Genomic DNA, 14,172 nt, shown 5'->3' with positions numbered 1-14,172 from the left:
GTTGTCATGAACAAGATCATCGAACAGTTCGAAGCCGAGCAGATCAAGCGTGAGCTGCCGGAGTTTTCCCCCGGTGACACCGTGGTGGTCAATGTCAAAGTGACAGAAGGCAATCGCGAGCGCATACAGGCGTTCGAAGGGGTGTGCATCGCCAAGCGTAGCCGCGGGCTGCATTCCGCCTTCACTGTGCGCAAGATGTCGCACGGCACCGGCGTGGAGCGCGTGTTCCAGACCCACAGCCCGGCCGTCGAATCGCTCACCGTCAAGCGCCACGGCAAGGTGCGCGGCGCCAAGCTGTACTTCCTGCGTAGCCTGGAAGGCAAAGCCGCCCGTATCAAGGAAGACGTCGCCGCGGCTGCGGTGGCCAAGGCCAAGCACAAGGCCGCCGCTGCAACGAAGTAGGTCTTGGTCGGGTGTGGGGGTCCGCCAGGACTCCCACAAACGCAAAGCGTGGCGGATGACGCTCAGCGGTAGGCGGGTGGCGGCGGTAGCAGCTGCGGTTCCTGCAGGAAGTTGCCCTGCACGAAATCCACATTGCAGGAAAACAGCAGCGAGGTACTGGTGGCGTCTTCGACCCACTCGGCAATCGTCATGCGCTTCAGCTCGCGTGCCTGCTGGCAAATCTCGGCGATCTTCTTTTGGTTCTCAGGATGCGTCGGCAGGTCCGCGACGTAGCTGCGGTCGATCTTCAGATAGTCGGCGTCGATGTGGTTGAGCAAGTGGAACGAGTTCAGCCCCGAGCCGAATTGCTCCAGGGCAAATTGCCCACCGAGTTGTTTCCAGGCGTTGACGAATTGCTGGGCTGGCCGCAGCAAGGTCATGACCTTGCTTTCGGTCATCTCCAGCACCAGGCGCCCGTGCTTGAGCGCCGCCTTCTGCATTTGTGCGCCGAGCCACGGCAACAGCGAGGCATCCTCCAACGAGGTCGCCGTCAGCTTGACGAAGTAGGTGGTCTTCTGGCCTTGCGCGTCGCGCGCCCGCAAGGCGTTGATGGTGCGCTCCAGTACCCAGCGGTCGACCGCTGCGTTCAAGCCGTGCTTCTCCGCCAGCGGCATGAAGAAACCCGGCAACACCGTGCCCTGCGGACCGTTCATGCGCAGCAGGATCTCCGAATAATCACCATCCACATCCTGCAGGCTGATCGTCTGCTGGTGATACAGCATCAGGCCGTCGTCGACCAGCGCCTTGCGCAGCAGGGCCAGCCAGTATTTGTCGCGCTCGTCGTCGGCCTTCTCGCGCGCGGCCGGGTCGTGCAGCTCGACGTTGCCGCCACCGAGGTTCTGCGCGTTGCGCAGAGCCTGGCTGGCCTGGTTGAGCAGCAGCTCGGTGTTGGCGTTCTTCTCACCCAGCAGGCTGCCGCCGATGCTGGTGGTGACGGTGATGGAGCGCGTGCCGGCGTCGAAGATTTCACTGCTGACACTTTTCTGCAACTGCTCGATCCATTCCCGGATGGCGTTGTCCTGGCGTGAATCCAGGACAACGCCGACGGTGTGGTCGCCGAGCATGCCGGCCACGTCATCGGATCCCAGCAGGGAGCGCACGCGTTCGGCAAAGCTGGCCAGCAACTCATCAGTCTTGCCCATGCCGATGCCGGTCACGGCGGAGGCCCAGTTGTCGGGTTCCACCAGCAACAGAGCCTGGCCCTTCTTGCCCTTGGCCGCGGCGCCTACGGCGTCGTCGATGCGCTCCAAGATGCGTGTGCGGTTGAGCAGGCCGGTGACGGCATCGTGCTGCAATTGCTGCAGCAGGGCTGGATCAAGTTCCTGCTGGCGGAAGACGATCTGCAGGCAAGGCTCGCCCTCGAATGTCGCCGCCGCGAACTCGACCGTGGCGTCGAAATGGCTGCCGTCGGCCCGCCGGGCATGCAGCGTGGTATGCGCCGTCAGCCGTTCCTGTCGGGCATGGCCGCGCAACAGGGCCTTGAACTCGTCGGCGTGGCCGGGATCGATCATGTCCAGCACCGGCACGCCCATCAGGTCGTCGAAGCTGGCATAGCCAAAGGTGTCCAGGTAGGCCTGGTTGGCCCGCACATGCATGCCCTCGTGCACATAGGCGATGGCATCGGTAGACGAATCAAGCAGGGCGTCGCAGCGCCGCTCCGACTCGCGCAACGATGCTTCCAGGCTGCGCACCTTGCGCCGGGTCTGCAGGGCCTCGAATTCGCGCGAAAGCACGGAGATGAGCTGCCGCGGGCTGCTGCGCGAGGCGACGCCACGGGCCCCGCCCACGAACAGGTTGGTGATCATGTCGTTGTCGAGCTTGTTGATCAGGCCAAGCAGCGAATAGTCGCGGCCCGAGGTGTCCATCGTGGTCAATACGTCAGTGATGCTGAGGCCGGCGACGTTTGGATCGAACATGACGATGTCCGGTTCCAGCTCGTTGATCGCGGCCTCCAACTGCTCGGCGTTGGTTGCCCGCGCCGGACGCACGGCAATGCCCGAATTGCGCAGCTGGCTGATGATCTGCTCGGCCTCTTCCACCGAGTTCTCGATGAAGAGGACCTTGATGACGTAATCGTTTTTCATGCCGTGGCGAGCTGTCCGTCAGTCTCGATGTCGTTTGCGTGGCCCGCGCAGCGGCCAACCGGTGCTCACATGTAGCGGATTTTGCCGAAGTGCGCCAGCAGTGCTGACTGTCCCGAGGCTCCGGGACCCCCGCTCACAGCGGCCGCTTGCCGGCATCCCCTGGCACCTCGCGCACCAGTCGCGGCACCAGGTAGCCGGGCAGCCGGGCGCGCAGCGCCTCGATGAGCGCCGTGGCACGCGCGTCGCTCACCTCGAAGTGGGCCGTGCCCTGGACGCGGTCCAACTGGTGCAGGTAATACGGCAACACGCCGGCGGCAAACATGCGCTCGGACAGCGCCGCCAGCGCTTCCTCGTCGTCGTTGATGCCGCGCAGCAGCACCGACTGGTTGAGCAAGGTGGCGCCGCTGGCCCGCAATCGCGCACATGCCGCGTCCACGTCGTGGTCGAATTCATTGGCGTGGTTGGCGTGCAGCACCACCACCTTTTGTTGTGGCAGGTCGTCGAGCCAGGCCAGCAGGCTGTCCTCGATGCGCTCGGGCAGGACCACTGGCAGTCGGGAGTGGATGCGAATCCGGCGCACATGGGCAATGTCGGCCAGGCCGGCGCTCAACTCGGCGAGCTTGGCGGTGCTGAGCGCCAACGGGTCGCCGCCCGAGAGGATCAATTCACTGATCGACTCCTCGTGGCGCAAATAGGCCAGTGCCTCGCGCCACTGCTGGGCGGCGGCCAGCTCCTCGGCATAGGGAAAATGCCGGCGGAAGCAATAGCGGCAGTTGATGGCGCAGGCGCCGCTGGCGATCAGCAGGGCCCGGCCCTGGTACTTGTGCAGCACACCGGATGCAGCACGGGCGTCGAGATCGCCCACGGCATCGCGCACGAAACCAGGTACCGCCTCCAGCTCGGCCAGTTGCGGCAGCACCTGCAGCAGCAGTGGGTCGTACCGGTCACCGCGGCGCATGCGCTTCACGAAGCCACGCGGCACGCGCAGGCGGAAGCCGGCATCGGCTGCTGGCAACTCGTCGGCCAGATGGCTCAGGTCGAGCAGGGCCAGGAGCTCGTGGGCATCGGTGATGGCATCGCGCCACAGCGCGCGCCAGTCCGCCAAGGGCTGCGGACTGTCCGGCGTGGTGCGCGGCGCTGGGGTAGCAGTTATCATGGACAGCCTGCCTTTTTGTGTTGCATCGGGCGACCCCCATTTTAACTGCTGATTGGCCGCCACATGGATCGGGCCGACCGGCTACTCCGGAGTTCTACTGTATGGCGAGCTATGGTCTCAATGACGTCAAGAACGGCGTGAAGATCATCGTTGATGGCGATCCGTACACGGTCGTCGAGGCCGAGTTCATCAAGCCCGGCAAGGGTCAGGCATTTACCCGCATCCGCATCCGCAACCTGCTCAACGGCCGCACGGTGGAAAAGACTCTGAAGGCGAGCGAGTCGTTCGAGGGCGCGGACGTGCTCGACACCAACATGCAATACCTGTACAGCGACGGGGAATTCTGGCACTTCATGCAGCCGGACACGTTCGAGCAGTTCCAGGCCGACAAGGCCGCGGCGGGCGAGGCGGCCAAGTGGCTGAAGGGTGAAGAGGACTGCGTGGTGACGCTGTGGAACGGGCGCCCGATCGTCGTGCAGCCGCCCAATTTCGTCGAGCTCAAGATCGTGGAGACCGATCCGGGCCTGCGTGGCGATACCTCGGGTGGCGGCGGGAAGCCGGCCAAGTTGGAGACGGGCGCGACGGTGCGCGTGCCGCTGTTCGTCAACCAGGACGAGGTCATCCGCGTCGACACCCGCTCCGGCGAATACGTCAGTCGGGTGAAATGAATGCCTGGTGAGGCTGCCTTGCCTGTCTGTTCGTCGTGACAGCGGACTCCTCGACCGCGCCGGGAACGCTGGACGGGCCGCGATGAATCCGCCTTCGGCGCAAGCCGTCGACTTGCTGATCGAGCCGCGTTGGCTGGTGCCGGTGGAGCCGCATGCGGTGGTGCTGGAGGAGCATGCCGTCGCGGTGCAGGCCGGGGCCATCGTCGGCATCATGCCGGTAGCGGCGGCACGCCTCGCTTACGCGCCGCGGCAGACCGTACAACTGCCGGATCACGCCTTGATCCCAGGCCTGGTCAACTGCCATACGCACGCCGCAATGACCCTGCTGCGCGGACTGGCTGACGACCTACCGCTGCAGGAATGGCTGCAACAGCACATCTGGCCGGCGGAGGCGCGGGCAATGGGCGCCGAGTTCGTGCGCGACGGCACCGAGCTCGCGGTCGCGGAAATGCTGCGTGGCGGCACCACCTGCGCCAACGACATGTACTTCTTTCCCGATGTCACAGGCGCGGTGTGTCAGCGCCTGGGTTTCCGCGCCACGGTCGGGCTGCCGATCATCGACTTGCCGACCGTGTGGGCGGCGACCCAGGACGAGTACTTCGCGCGCGCCACCGACGTGCACGACAGCTTCCGCGGCAGTCCACTGATCCGCACCGCGTTTGCCCCGCATGCCCCGTACAGCGTGTCCGATGCCGGCTTCGAGCGCATCCGCGTGTTGTCGGACCAGCTCGACATTCCGGTGCACATGCACCTGCACGAGACCGTGCGCGAGGTTGAGGACGGCAAGGCGGCCAGTGGGCTGCGCCCATTCCAGCGCCTGCAGAAGCTTGGCCTGGTCAACGACCGGCTGATCGCGGTACACATGACCCAACTGAGCGAGGGCGAGATCGTGGCCTGCGCCGCGGCCGGGACCTCGGTGGTGCACTGCGTGGAATCGAACCTGAAGCTCGCCTCGGGCTTTTGTCCGTGGGCGAAGCTGCACGATGCCGGTGTCATCGTCGCCCTGGGTACCGATGGCTGCGCTTCGAACAACGACCTGGACATGTTCGGCGAAATGCGCACGGCGGCACTGGTGGCGAAGGCGGTGGCCGGCGACGCGGCGACGTGCGACGCGGCGCAGGCATTGCGTGCAGCGACCCTTAACGGGGCGAAGACACTGGGTCGGGAGACCGAGATCGGCTCGATCGAGGTCGGCAAGCAGGCGGACCTGACTGCCGTGCGTCTGTCGGATCCGGAAACACAGCCGCTGTACCACGTGCTCTCGCAACTGGTGTATGCCGCGGGCCGCCACCAGGTCAGCGACGTGTGGGTGGCTGGTCGCCGGCGGCTCGCGCAGGGTGAGTTGCAGGACTTCGACCTGGACGCGGTCTTGTCCCGGGCCAGGGCTTGGCGAGAGCGCATCGCGGCCAGCTGAGGTGTGCCGCGACGACACCCAGGTCCACGCCCAGGAACGACAGCAACAGGCACGCGATAAACTGCGCGCACGGAGGAGTACGAACCGATGTCCGAGGTCGCCAATGTCAGTTCGCGCGAAATCGCGCATTTCGATGCGCTTGCCTCGCGCTGGTGGGATGCCGACGGCGAGTCGCGGCCGTTGCACGATCTCAATCCCGTGCGCCTGGCCTATATCCAGGCACGCATCGAGCTGCGCGGTGCGCGCGTGGCCGATGTCGGCTGCGGCGGCGGCTTGCTGAGTGAGGCGCTGGCGCGCGCCGGGGCCGCGGTGACCGCGATCGACCTGTCCACCCAGGTCATCGAGGTGGCGCGCCTGCACCTGCACGAATCCAACCTGCAGGTGGATTACCGGGTGCAGTCGTCGGCGGACCTGGCCGCCGCCGAAGCGGCCACGTTCGATGCGGTGTGCTGCATGGAACTCGTCGAACATGTGCCAGATGCCGCCGCGCTGGTGCGCGACCTGGGCAAGCTGCTCAAGCCGGGCGGCTGGCTCTTCATGTCCACGCTCAACCGCACGCCGGCCGCCTTCGGCGCGGCAATCCTGGGCGCTGAATACGTGCTGCGCCTGCTGCCACGCGGCACCCATCACTATGCGCAGTTCCTGCGACCGTCCGAGCTGGCGCGCCTCCTGCGCGCCGCAGGGCTGCAGGCCGAGGACGTTTCCGGCGTGGCTTATGACCCATGGCGGCGCAAGGCCTGGCAAAGCCGCTACACCGGCGTCAACTACCTGCTCAGCGCGCGCAAGCCGGCATGAGCATGACCGTGGCGTCTCCTCCGTTTCGCGGCGTGCTGTTTGACCTGGATGGCACTTTGCTGGACAGCGCGCCGGACCTGTATGCGGCACTTGGGATCCAGTGCGTCGAGGAGGGCGTGGCCGCACCGCCGTATGCCATGGTCCGCGCCGTGGTTTCGCGTGGCGCCACCGCGGTGCTGCGCTGCGCCTTTGCCTCTCGCGGTGAGCCGGGGCTGGCGGCACTGCTGCCGCGTTACCTGGAAATCTACGAAGAGGTCATGGCCGAGCATACCTGCGCCTTTGCCGGCGTGGAGCAGTTGCTTGAAGGCATCGAAACGCGCGGATGGGCGTGGGGCATCGTCACCAACAAGGCCGGCTTCCTCACCCACGAGTTGCTGCGCCGCATTGGCTGGGCCGAACGCGCGGCTGCCGTGGTCGCCGGCGACACCTTGCCGGTGAAGAAGCCGGACCCGGCGCCGGTGTTGCTGGCCTGCCGCCAGGCCGGCATCGCGGCCGCAGAGACGGTCTTCGTCGGCGACGACCAGCGCGACATCCAGGCCGGCATGCGTGCCGGGCTGACCACCGTGGCGGCCGCCTGGGGCTATCTGGATGGCGGTGACCCGCGGCGCTGGGGTGCCGATGTCGTGTGCGATTCGCCGGCACAGTTGAGCGAGTGGCTACGCCTCGAGGCGGTGCCGACATGACCGATGAGCCGCAGGCCTGGTCGGATGAGCTGCAGGGACGCGTCGACAAGTGGCTGCAGGCGCATCCGCAGCAGCGTACGGCGGTGAACTTCGTCGACCGCACGCGGTATGCCGCGCACTATGCATTGCAGGCGCTGGAGCAGGAAATGCTCGATGCGGCCTATGGTGCCCGTGAGCCGCAAGTGGTCGCAATCAAGTTGCAATGGTGGGTCGAGGAATTGTCGGCGGCCCCGGCCAGTGGCGGCCATCACCCGCTCACCGAGTTGTTGTTTGCCGACCGGCATGCGCGCGGTATCGCCGTGTCAACCTGGGTCGCGCCGGCCCAGGCGGCCTTGGCGCAACTGGGACGTGGTACGGCGGCGGATTTTCCCGCGCAACTGGAGGCGGCCGGCGCGCTGCATGGCGCGCTGGCCACGCTGGAGACGCAGTGGTGGTATGGCAGCCATGCGAGCGCGCAGCGCGCGACCCGGGTGGCCGTGCTCAGCCATCTGCTGCAGGCGCTGCGCGGGCTGGCCGAGGACGCGGACCGTGATTGTCTGCCGTTGCCCATGGCACGCCTGGCACAGCATGGCCTGAACCGCGAGCAATTGCGCCAGGGTGGCCCGGCGCTGGTCGAGGCGGTCAGGGACCAGCTGCGGGATCTGCGTCGCAGCCTGGTTGAGAGCACCGGATTGCCCGGGCCGCTCAGTGTGTTTCGCGCGGTGCAATGGCGCGAGGCCAGGCAATCGGTCGCACACGCCCTGGCGGCGGGGGACAGTCAAGCGGCACTGGCGGTGGTTCCTGCGCGGACGGGCCTGTGGGATACCCTGCTGGTCTGGCGCGCGGCGATGGCCTGGCAGCGCGCCGATCCGGATGCACATGGCTACGATGATGCCGCTACCGACGCGGTTGGCGCATTGGGCCCCGATGGCGCGCACCATTGAGGGCGGGCTGATCGGCCCCCAGTTCAGCGCATGGGAGGGCGGTGTCGTGGTGGTCATTGGGATGGAAGCATGTTGAAACAGGAAAATGTCGTGCGTCTGCTGCCGGACGTTGCCGTGCATACCCAGCTCGGTGGCACGCTGGACTGGGTCGGCATGGCCGACATCCAGGTGCCGGTGGTCTTCGACGCCGGCGACGGCGAGGCGCAGCGCACCAGTGCCCGGGTTGGTGCCTTCGTCAACCTGCAACAGCCGACGCAGCGGGGCATCCACATGTCACGCCTGTATCTGCAGGTGCAACAGGCGCTGGCCGAGACCCAACTCGGGACGACGACCCTGCGCACGCTGCTGCAGAGCTTCATCCAGTCCCAGGCCGGCCTGGCCGACGGAGCGCGGGTCACCGTGCAGTTTGAACAACTGGTGCGCCGGACTGCCCTGCGCAGCCGGCACAGCGGCTGGCGTGCCTATCCCGTGTTGATTGAGGCGAGCCTGGTGGATGGCGCGTTTGCCGTGCAGCTCACCACGGAGGTGATGTATTCCTCCACCTGCCCGGCATCGGCTGCGTTGTCGCGGCAGATGATCCAGGACCAGTTTGCCCGGGATTTTGCCGCCGGCGCGCCGCTGGACCGGGCGGCGGTGCTCGCCTGGCTGGGCAGCGAGCAGGGCATCGTCGCCACGCCCCATGCGCAACGCAGCACCGCCCAGGTGTGCGTGAGCCCGGTGACTGGCGGCGAACTGCACTTGTTGCGGGTGCTGGATGCGGTGGAGCGGGCGCTGGGCACGCCAGTGCAGACGGCGGTCAAGCGCGAGGACGAGCAGGCGTTTGCCTTGGCGAACGGATCGAACCTGATGTTCTGCGAAGATGCCGCGCGGCGCATTCGCCTGGCGTTGGATGTCGACACGGAACTGGCGGATTTCCGTATTCGCGTGGAGCACCGTGAAAGTCTGCATCCCCACGATGCGGTGGCCTATGCCCGCAAGAACGTGCCTGCGGCCCAGGAGCGTGGGCGGTAGAAGCCGCCCGGGCGGCTTCCCACCGCCTAGCTCCCAGCCGCCGCTCCCGCGCCGTCAGCGGGCAAATTCCAGCCTTTGTCCGCGAACCCGCTCATCGATGCGGCTGCCGTCCCAGACCCGCTCGCCGTTGACGAAGGTGCTGGCGATCGAGGTATCGAAGCGCTGGCCTTCGAGCGGCGACCAGCCGCATTTGGACAGCACCTGCGCACGGGTCACGGTGTACGGCCGACGCGGGTCGACGAGCACCAGGTCGGCGGCGTAGCCTTCACGCAGGTAGCCGCGGCGCTTGACGTCGAAGCGCAGCGCCGGCGCATGGCAGGCCGTCTCGACCAGGCGCTCGAGGCTCAGCTTGCCTTCGGCCACGCGCTGCAGGCCGATCTGCAGCGCGAACTGCACCAGCGGCAGGCCCGAAGGCGCGGCATCGTAAGGTTGGGCCTTTTCCTCCAGCAGATGCGGCGCATGGTCGGTGGCGAGGATGTCGATGCGGCCGTCGGCGAGCGCGGCAACGAGCGCCTCGCGGTCGGTGGCGGACTTGATGGCCGGGTTGCACTTGATGCGGAAGCCCAGCCGACCGTAATCGCGCTCGTCGAACTGCAGGTAGTGCACGCAGGTTTCTGCCGTGATCTGCTTGCCGGCCATTGGGCCCGGTTCGAACAAGGCCAGCTCGTCGGCGGTGGAGACATGCGGCACGTGCAGCCGGGCGCCGTGTTTGCGGGCCAGGGCCACGGCGAGGGTGGTGGACTTGAGGCAAGCCTCGCGGGAACGGATATGCGGATGCTCGCGTGCCGGGATGTCCTCGCCATAGCGATGGTGCGCCGCGGCCAGCGCGGCCTCGATCATCGGCGTGTCTTCGCAATGGGTGATGATCGGCACCGGGCATTCGCGGAAGATCGCCTCCAGCGTGGCCAGATCGTCCACCAGCATGTTCCCCGTCGACGCCCCCATGAACACCTTGACTGCCGGCGTGGCCAGCGGGTCGACTTGCCTGACGGCGGCCAGGTCGTTGTTGCGCATGCCCAGGTGGTAGGCGTAGTTCACGACCGCATCATCGGCGGCATGTGCATACTTGGCCTCGAGCGTGACACGATCGAGGGTCGGCGGCTTGGTGTTGGGCATGTCCATGTACGAGGTGATGCCGCCGGCCGCACAGGCACGGGTCTCGTGCGCGGTGTCGGCCTTGTGGCTCAAGCCTGGTTCGCGGAAGTGCACATGGTCGTCGATCATGCCAGGCAGCAGCCACATGCCGCCGGCATCGAGCACCGTCTCGCCGCCGCGTGCCGGGAGGTCGCCGCCAATCGCTTCGATGTGTCCGGCGTGTATCCGCAGGTCGGCCTGGAAACGCCGTCCTTCATTGATCAGCTCGGCGTTCTTGATCAGCCAGTCAGTGGCCATGCGGCGATGCTCCTGGGCAGCGGCAAGAGGGAAAGTGGAAGGTGTCGGGGACTGGATCGTTGCCGCCATCGCACAGGGGCTGGCAGCGCAGCACACGCCACAGCGCCAGCAGGGAACCGCGCCAAGGCCCAAATCGCGTCACCGCGATCCGGGCGTACTCGGAGCAGCTAGGATGGAAGCGGCAACGTGGCCCCAGCAGCGGACTGAGCAGGCGCTTGTATAAATTCAGCATCCACAGTATCAATCGTGTCAACGGGTTTACCGGCCGGGCAAGTTTTCAGGTGGAGATCCCCACAAGTATTCCAGATGTGCGCTTGCTGGTACAGAACACATGGGTTATAAAACCCGACCGCCGCGGCCAATGCATGGTGATGAGGATATGGCGAAGAACAATGGTCGTTTGAGCCCTGACAAAGTGCAGACGAAAGGAAAATCCAGTGGGTCTGGCAGCACGGCGGCCCGGGCCAAGTCGGCGGCTGCGTCGACGGCCAAGGGTGGCAAGCCGGTGAAGAAGCCGACGGCGACCCGGGCAACCAGACCTGCCGTAAGGGCCGTAGTGAAGAAAACGGCCGCGAAGGCTTCACCGGTACGGGTGGCCAAGCCGGTGCGCAAGTCGGCCGGTAACCCGGCCAAGGCTGCACGGAATGTGGCGTCGGCCAAGCCGGGGACGACATCGGGCGCGAAAAAGGCTTCCGGCGTGAAAAAGACGTCGACCGTCACCAAGCCGACGACAGTCGCCAAGATCAGCAGGCGTGCGCCGGCTGCGGCCAAGGCGGCCGCTGTCCACAAGCCCGGCAAAGTGGGTGCGGCCAAGGCGGCCGCGCGCAAGCCGGCAGCGACACCTGTCCGCGGCAAGGCCACCGCGGCGCGGCCGAGCGCGGCAAAGAACCAACGCAAGCTGGCAGTGGCGCGACACGGCAAGTCAGCCGGTAGCCACGCACCAGCGGCAACGCAGCACGGCGGACACAGGAAAACGTCCGCTGGGGCAGCCCACGTGTCGGCCCATCCGACACATGCGCCTGTCATTCCGGTGCGCAAGGCGGCGGTCACCAATGCGCCGGGTTCGCCGAGCTTCAAGGGACGGATTGCCAGCGCCACGGCCATGGTGACTACGCGACAACCCAAGGCGGCTGCTCCAGTCGTCTCCCACAAACATTCCAAGAATTCTTCAGACTCGATGAATAAAAGTGCGGTAACCAACCTGGACAATGGCGTCACCCGCGAGGATGGGCGCTACGCCCTGCCTGCCACCAGCACGATTGAATTGCCGCGCGGTTATGTACCCGGGGCCAAAGAGGAGTACATGAATCCGCGTCAGCTCGCGTATTTCCGCAACAAGCTGCGTAGCTGGCGTGCGCAGCTGGTGGAGGAATCGCGGCAGACCATGGACAACTTGCGTGAAGAAGTCCGCGATGTGGGCGACGAAGCCGAGCGCGCCACGCGCGAGACGGAAAACTCGCTCGAGCTGCGTACGCGCGACCGTTATCGCAAGTTGATCGCCAAGATCGACAAGGCACTGCGTCGCATCGAGGACGGCACCTACGGTTTCTGCGAGGAAACCGATGAGGAAATCGGCATCGAGCGCCTCGATGCGCGGCCGATTGCCACGCTGTCGCTCGATGCCCAGGAGCGTCGCGAGCATCTGCAAAAGCAGATGGGCGACTGAATCGTCCACGGCTTCGCCTGACGTCTTTTTTCGGGCTCCGGCACCCACAGCCTCGTGGTGTCCAGTCGAAGGTCAGCGCAGCGCGGCGCTCGCGTATTCCTTCACCCTGGCCAGGGTTGCCGCCAGGCCGTTGGCGCGGGTCGGCGACAAGTGCTTGGCCAGGCCGATGGTGGCGATGAACTCAGGCGAGGTGGCCAGGATTTCCTCCGCGGGTCGGTCCGAATATACGCGCAGGATCAAGGCCAGCAGGCCGGAGACGATCGCTGAATCGCTGGCTGCCTCGAAATGCAGCCTCGCTGCATCGCCACTCGGCACCAGCCAGACCATGGATTGGCAGCCGCTGATCCGGTACTCCTCGATCTTCCACTTGTCCGGGAACGCGGCCAGGCCCTTGCCGATGTCGATCAGGTATTGGTAGCGCTCGGTCCAATCACCAAAGAACGCGAATTCATCGGTGATGGCCTGCTGCGCGGCTTCGGCACTGGAAGAAATGGTGGCATTCATGCGTGCATTATCCCCCTCTGGAACTGGGTAGGGCGGGACCGCGCCGGCTGGCTGCGTCAAGGTTTGATGATGCTCCAGCGCGTGCCTGCGGCGCTGTCCTCGATGACCACGCCCAGCGCGTGGAGCTCGTCGCGCAAGGCATCGGCGCGAGCGAAGTCGCGACGCTCACGTGCCTCGCGCCGCTCGCGCAGGAGCGCCTCGACGTGCGCGGTGTCGACTGCGCTCTCGCCGGGCCGGAACCAGTCTTGCGGCTCCTGTCGCAACAAGCCCAGCGCCGCGCCACCGGCGAGCAGCTCGGCCTTGGCCGCGGCGCTGCGTTCGCGGCGCGCGCGGTCGGCCAGTTCGGCCAGTTCGGCCAATGCTTGCGGTGTGTTGAGGTCGTCGCACAACGCCGCCTCGATCCCCGCCGGTACCGGCGTGTCCCGCCCTGGTACGTGGATGTCGCGGATGTCGCGCAGCACGCGGTACCAGCCGTCCAGGGTGGCCGTGGCCTGGCGGATGCCGGCCTCGGACCAGTCCAGGGGTTGCCGGTAGTGACCGCTCAGCAGCCGCAGGCGCAGGGCCTCGGCCGGGTGTTGCTGCAGCAGTTCGTGCAGCACCAGCACGTTGCCGAGCGACTTCGACATCTTGCGGCCGTCGAACGTCAGCATGCCGTTGTGCAGCCACCAGCGGGCGAAGAGCTGGCCACCATGGGCACAGGTCGATTGTGCGATTTCGTTTTCGTGATGCGGGAACAGCAAGTCGATGCCGCCGGCGTGGATGTCGATGGTCTGGCCCAGGTGGGCGGCGCTCATTGCCGAGCATTCGATATGCCAGCCCGGGCGTCCGCGCCCCCAGGGACTGTCCCACCCCGGCAGCTCTGGTGGCGAAGGTTTCCACAGCACGAAGTCGCCGGGATCACGCTTGTAGTCGGCGACCTCGATGCGCGAGCCGGCGAGCAGCTCTTCGGGGTCACGTCCGGACAAGGCGCCGTACTGCGCAAACGAGGCCACCGCAAACAACACGTGGCCGGCGCTTACGTAGGCATGGCCGCGTTCGAGCAACTCCTCGATCATCGCGACGATGGGCAGGATGTGCCGGGTAGCCTGCGGTTCGATATCCGGCGCCACCACGTCCAAGGCGGCCATGTCTTCATGGTAGATCTGGGTGAAACGCTGGGTGATGACACTGATCGGCACGCCTTGCTGCTGAGCTGCCGCGTTGATCTTGTCGTCGATATCGGTGATGTTGCGCGCGTACACCACCTGGGGGTAATGGCGGCGCAGCAGCTGCACCAGCACGCCAAACACCACCGGGCCGCGGGCGTTGCCGATATGCACGTAGTTGTAGACGGTCGGCCCACACAGGTACATCGTCACTCGCCCGGGGTCGCCAGGGGCAAACGCCTCGATGCGGCGGGTCAGGCTGTTGTAGAGCGAAATCGGCATGGGTGATC

General features: G+C 66.2%; 15 protein-coding genes. 8 read left to right on the top strand and 7 right to left on the bottom strand.

Going from position 1 to position 14,172, the window contains the following annotated elements; all coding sequences use genetic code 11:
• Positions 1 to 6: 6 nt before the first annotated feature.
• Complete coding sequence (rplS, locus tag AC3WJB_RS13670) at positions 7 to 402, top strand: 50S ribosomal protein L19 (RefSeq protein ID WP_492682434.1); 396 nt, start codon at positions 7 to 9, stop codon at positions 400 to 402.
• Between the two features lie 62 nt (positions 403 to 464).
• Here rplS and AC3WJB_RS13665 read toward each other — a convergent pair whose 3' ends face one another.
• Positions 465 to 2,525 (bottom strand): EAL domain-containing response regulator, encoded by a 2,061-nt coding sequence (locus AC3WJB_RS13665; RefSeq protein WP_492682432.1) that lies wholly within the window; start codon positions 2,523 to 2,525, stop codon positions 465 to 467.
• A 133-nt stretch (positions 2,526 to 2,658) separates the two neighbouring features.
• Entirely contained in the window at positions 2,659 to 3,681 is a 1,023-nt protein-coding gene (gene epmB, locus AC3WJB_RS13660) for an EF-P beta-lysylation protein EpmB (protein WP_492682430.1), read from the bottom strand.
• Between the two features lie 101 nt (positions 3,682 to 3,782).
• Here epmB and efp point away from each other — a divergent pair, with 101 nt between their 5' ends.
• From efp to folE2, 6 genes are all read left to right on the top strand, one after another.
• Positions 3,783 to 4,349 (top strand): elongation factor P, encoded by a 567-nt coding sequence (gene efp / locus AC3WJB_RS13655; RefSeq protein ID WP_492682428.1) that lies wholly within the window; start codon positions 3,783 to 3,785, stop codon positions 4,347 to 4,349.
• Positions 4,350 to 4,431: 82 nt separating this feature from the next.
• Positions 4,432 to 5,763 (top strand): TRZ/ATZ family hydrolase, encoded by a 1,332-nt coding sequence (locus AC3WJB_RS13650; RefSeq protein WP_492682426.1) that lies wholly within the window; start codon positions 4,432 to 4,434, stop codon positions 5,761 to 5,763.
• Positions 5,764 to 5,850: 87 nt separating this feature from the next.
• Positions 5,851 to 6,558, top strand: coding sequence for a bifunctional 2-polyprenyl-6-hydroxyphenol methylase/3-demethylubiquinol 3-O-methyltransferase UbiG (gene ubiG, locus AC3WJB_RS13645; protein ID WP_492682424.1), 708 nt, complete (start codon positions 5,851 to 5,853; stop codon positions 6,556 to 6,558).
• 2 nt (positions 6,559 to 6,560) lie between these two features.
• Positions 6,561 to 7,241, top strand: a complete 681-nt coding sequence (locus tag AC3WJB_RS13640; protein ID WP_492683211.1) for an HAD family hydrolase — start codon at positions 6,561 to 6,563, stop codon at positions 7,239 to 7,241.
• Positions 7,238 to 8,164 carry a squalene/phytoene synthase family protein gene (locus AC3WJB_RS13635; protein WP_492682422.1) on the top strand — a complete coding sequence of 309 codons (927 nt, stop codon included), beginning with the start codon at positions 7,238 to 7,240 and terminating at the stop codon, positions 8,162 to 8,164. The genes AC3WJB_RS13640 and AC3WJB_RS13635 overlap by 4 nt, the downstream gene beginning before the upstream one ends.
• A 69-nt stretch (positions 8,165 to 8,233) precedes the next feature.
• Positions 8,234 to 9,175: a GTP cyclohydrolase FolE2 gene (gene folE2, locus AC3WJB_RS13630; protein ID WP_492682420.1), complete on the top strand. Its 942-nt coding sequence runs from the start codon at positions 8,234 to 8,236 to the stop codon at positions 9,173 to 9,175.
• A 54-nt stretch (positions 9,176 to 9,229) separates the two neighbouring features.
• Here folE2 and AC3WJB_RS13625 read toward each other — a convergent pair whose 3' ends face one another.
• The 3 genes from AC3WJB_RS13625 to AC3WJB_RS13615 form a co-directional block, all read right to left on the bottom strand.
• Complete coding sequence (locus AC3WJB_RS13625; RefSeq protein WP_492682418.1) at positions 9,230 to 10,567, bottom strand: dihydroorotase; 1,338 nt, start codon at positions 10,565 to 10,567, stop codon at positions 9,230 to 9,232.
• Positions 10,557 to 10,799, bottom strand: coding sequence for a membrane protein insertion efficiency factor YidD (gene yidD / locus AC3WJB_RS13620; protein WP_492682416.1), 243 nt, complete (start codon positions 10,797 to 10,799; stop codon positions 10,557 to 10,559). The genes AC3WJB_RS13625 and yidD overlap by 11 nt, the downstream gene beginning before the upstream one ends.
• A gap of 104 nt (positions 10,800 to 10,903) precedes the next feature.
• A complete protein-coding gene (locus tag AC3WJB_RS13615) occupies positions 10,904 to 11,290 on the bottom strand; it encodes a hypothetical protein (RefSeq protein ID WP_492683235.1) in 387 nt (128 codons plus the stop codon).
• Here AC3WJB_RS13615 and dksA point away from each other — a divergent pair.
• The gene (gene dksA, locus AC3WJB_RS13610) at positions 11,172 to 12,233 is read left to right on the top strand and encodes an RNA polymerase-binding protein DksA (protein ID WP_492683209.1); all 1,062 of its coding nucleotides are present in this window, start codon (positions 11,172 to 11,174) and stop codon (positions 12,231 to 12,233) included. The genes AC3WJB_RS13615 and dksA overlap by 119 nt on opposite strands.
• A gap of 72 nt (positions 12,234 to 12,305) precedes the next feature.
• Here the strand turns inward: dksA and AC3WJB_RS13605 are convergent, their stop codons facing one another.
• Together AC3WJB_RS13605 and cysS are read right to left on the bottom strand one after the other, a co-directional pair.
• A complete protein-coding gene (locus AC3WJB_RS13605) occupies positions 12,306 to 12,737 on the bottom strand; it encodes a SufE family protein (RefSeq protein ID WP_492682414.1) in 432 nt (143 codons plus the stop codon).
• 56 nt (positions 12,738 to 12,793) lie between these two features.
• Complete coding sequence (gene cysS / locus AC3WJB_RS13600; RefSeq protein ID WP_492682412.1) at positions 12,794 to 14,164, bottom strand: cysteine--tRNA ligase; 1,371 nt, start codon at positions 14,162 to 14,164, stop codon at positions 12,794 to 12,796.
• Between the last annotated feature and the right edge of the window lie 8 nt (positions 14,165 to 14,172).

The sequence above is a fragment of the Rhodanobacter sp. FW510-R10 genome (assembly GCF_058781105.1).
Note: the sequence above shows the minus strand (reverse complement) of the source record. Positions and strands in the feature narration are given on the sequence as shown.

Bases quoted from the DNA above. Each gene is read 5' to 3' on its own strand.
- AC3WJB_RS13635 (WP_492682422.1), top strand. From the start codon at position 7,238: ATGACCGATGAGCCGCAGGCCTGGTCGGATGAGCTGCAGGGACGCGTC.
- folE2 (WP_492682420.1), top strand. From the start codon at position 8,234: ATGTTGAAACAGGAAAATGTCGTGCGTCTGCTGCCGGACGTTGCCGTG.
- AC3WJB_RS13640 (WP_492683211.1), top strand. From the start codon at position 6,561: ATGACCGTGGCGTCTCCTCCGTTTCGCGGCGTGCTGTTTGACCTGGAT.
- AC3WJB_RS13625 (WP_492682418.1), bottom strand. From the start codon at position 10,567: ATGGCCACTGACTGGCTGATCAAGAACGCCGAGCTGATCAATGAAGGA.
- cysS (WP_492682412.1), bottom strand. From the start codon at position 14,164: ATGCCGATTTCGCTCTACAACAGCCTGACCCGCCGCATCGAGGCGTTT.
- efp (WP_492682428.1), top strand. From the start codon at position 3,783: ATGGCGAGCTATGGTCTCAATGACGTCAAGAACGGCGTGAAGATCATC.
- ubiG (WP_492682424.1), top strand. From the start codon at position 5,851: ATGTCCGAGGTCGCCAATGTCAGTTCGCGCGAAATCGCGCATTTCGAT.
- AC3WJB_RS13665 (WP_492682432.1), bottom strand. From the start codon at position 2,525: ATGAAAAACGATTACGTCATCAAGGTCCTCTTCATCGAGAACTCGGTG.
- AC3WJB_RS13650 (WP_492682426.1), top strand. From the start codon at position 4,432: ATGAATCCGCCTTCGGCGCAAGCCGTCGACTTGCTGATCGAGCCGCGT.
- yidD (WP_492682416.1), bottom strand. From the start codon at position 10,799: ATGCTGAATTTATACAAGCGCCTGCTCAGTCCGCTGCTGGGGCCACGT.
- rplS (WP_492682434.1), top strand. From the start codon at position 7: ATGAACAAGATCATCGAACAGTTCGAAGCCGAGCAGATCAAGCGTGAG.
- epmB (WP_492682430.1), bottom strand. From the start codon at position 3,681: ATGATAACTGCTACCCCAGCGCCGCGCACCACGCCGGACAGTCCGCAG.
- AC3WJB_RS13605 (WP_492682414.1), bottom strand. From the start codon at position 12,737: ATGAATGCCACCATTTCTTCCAGTGCCGAAGCCGCGCAGCAGGCCATC.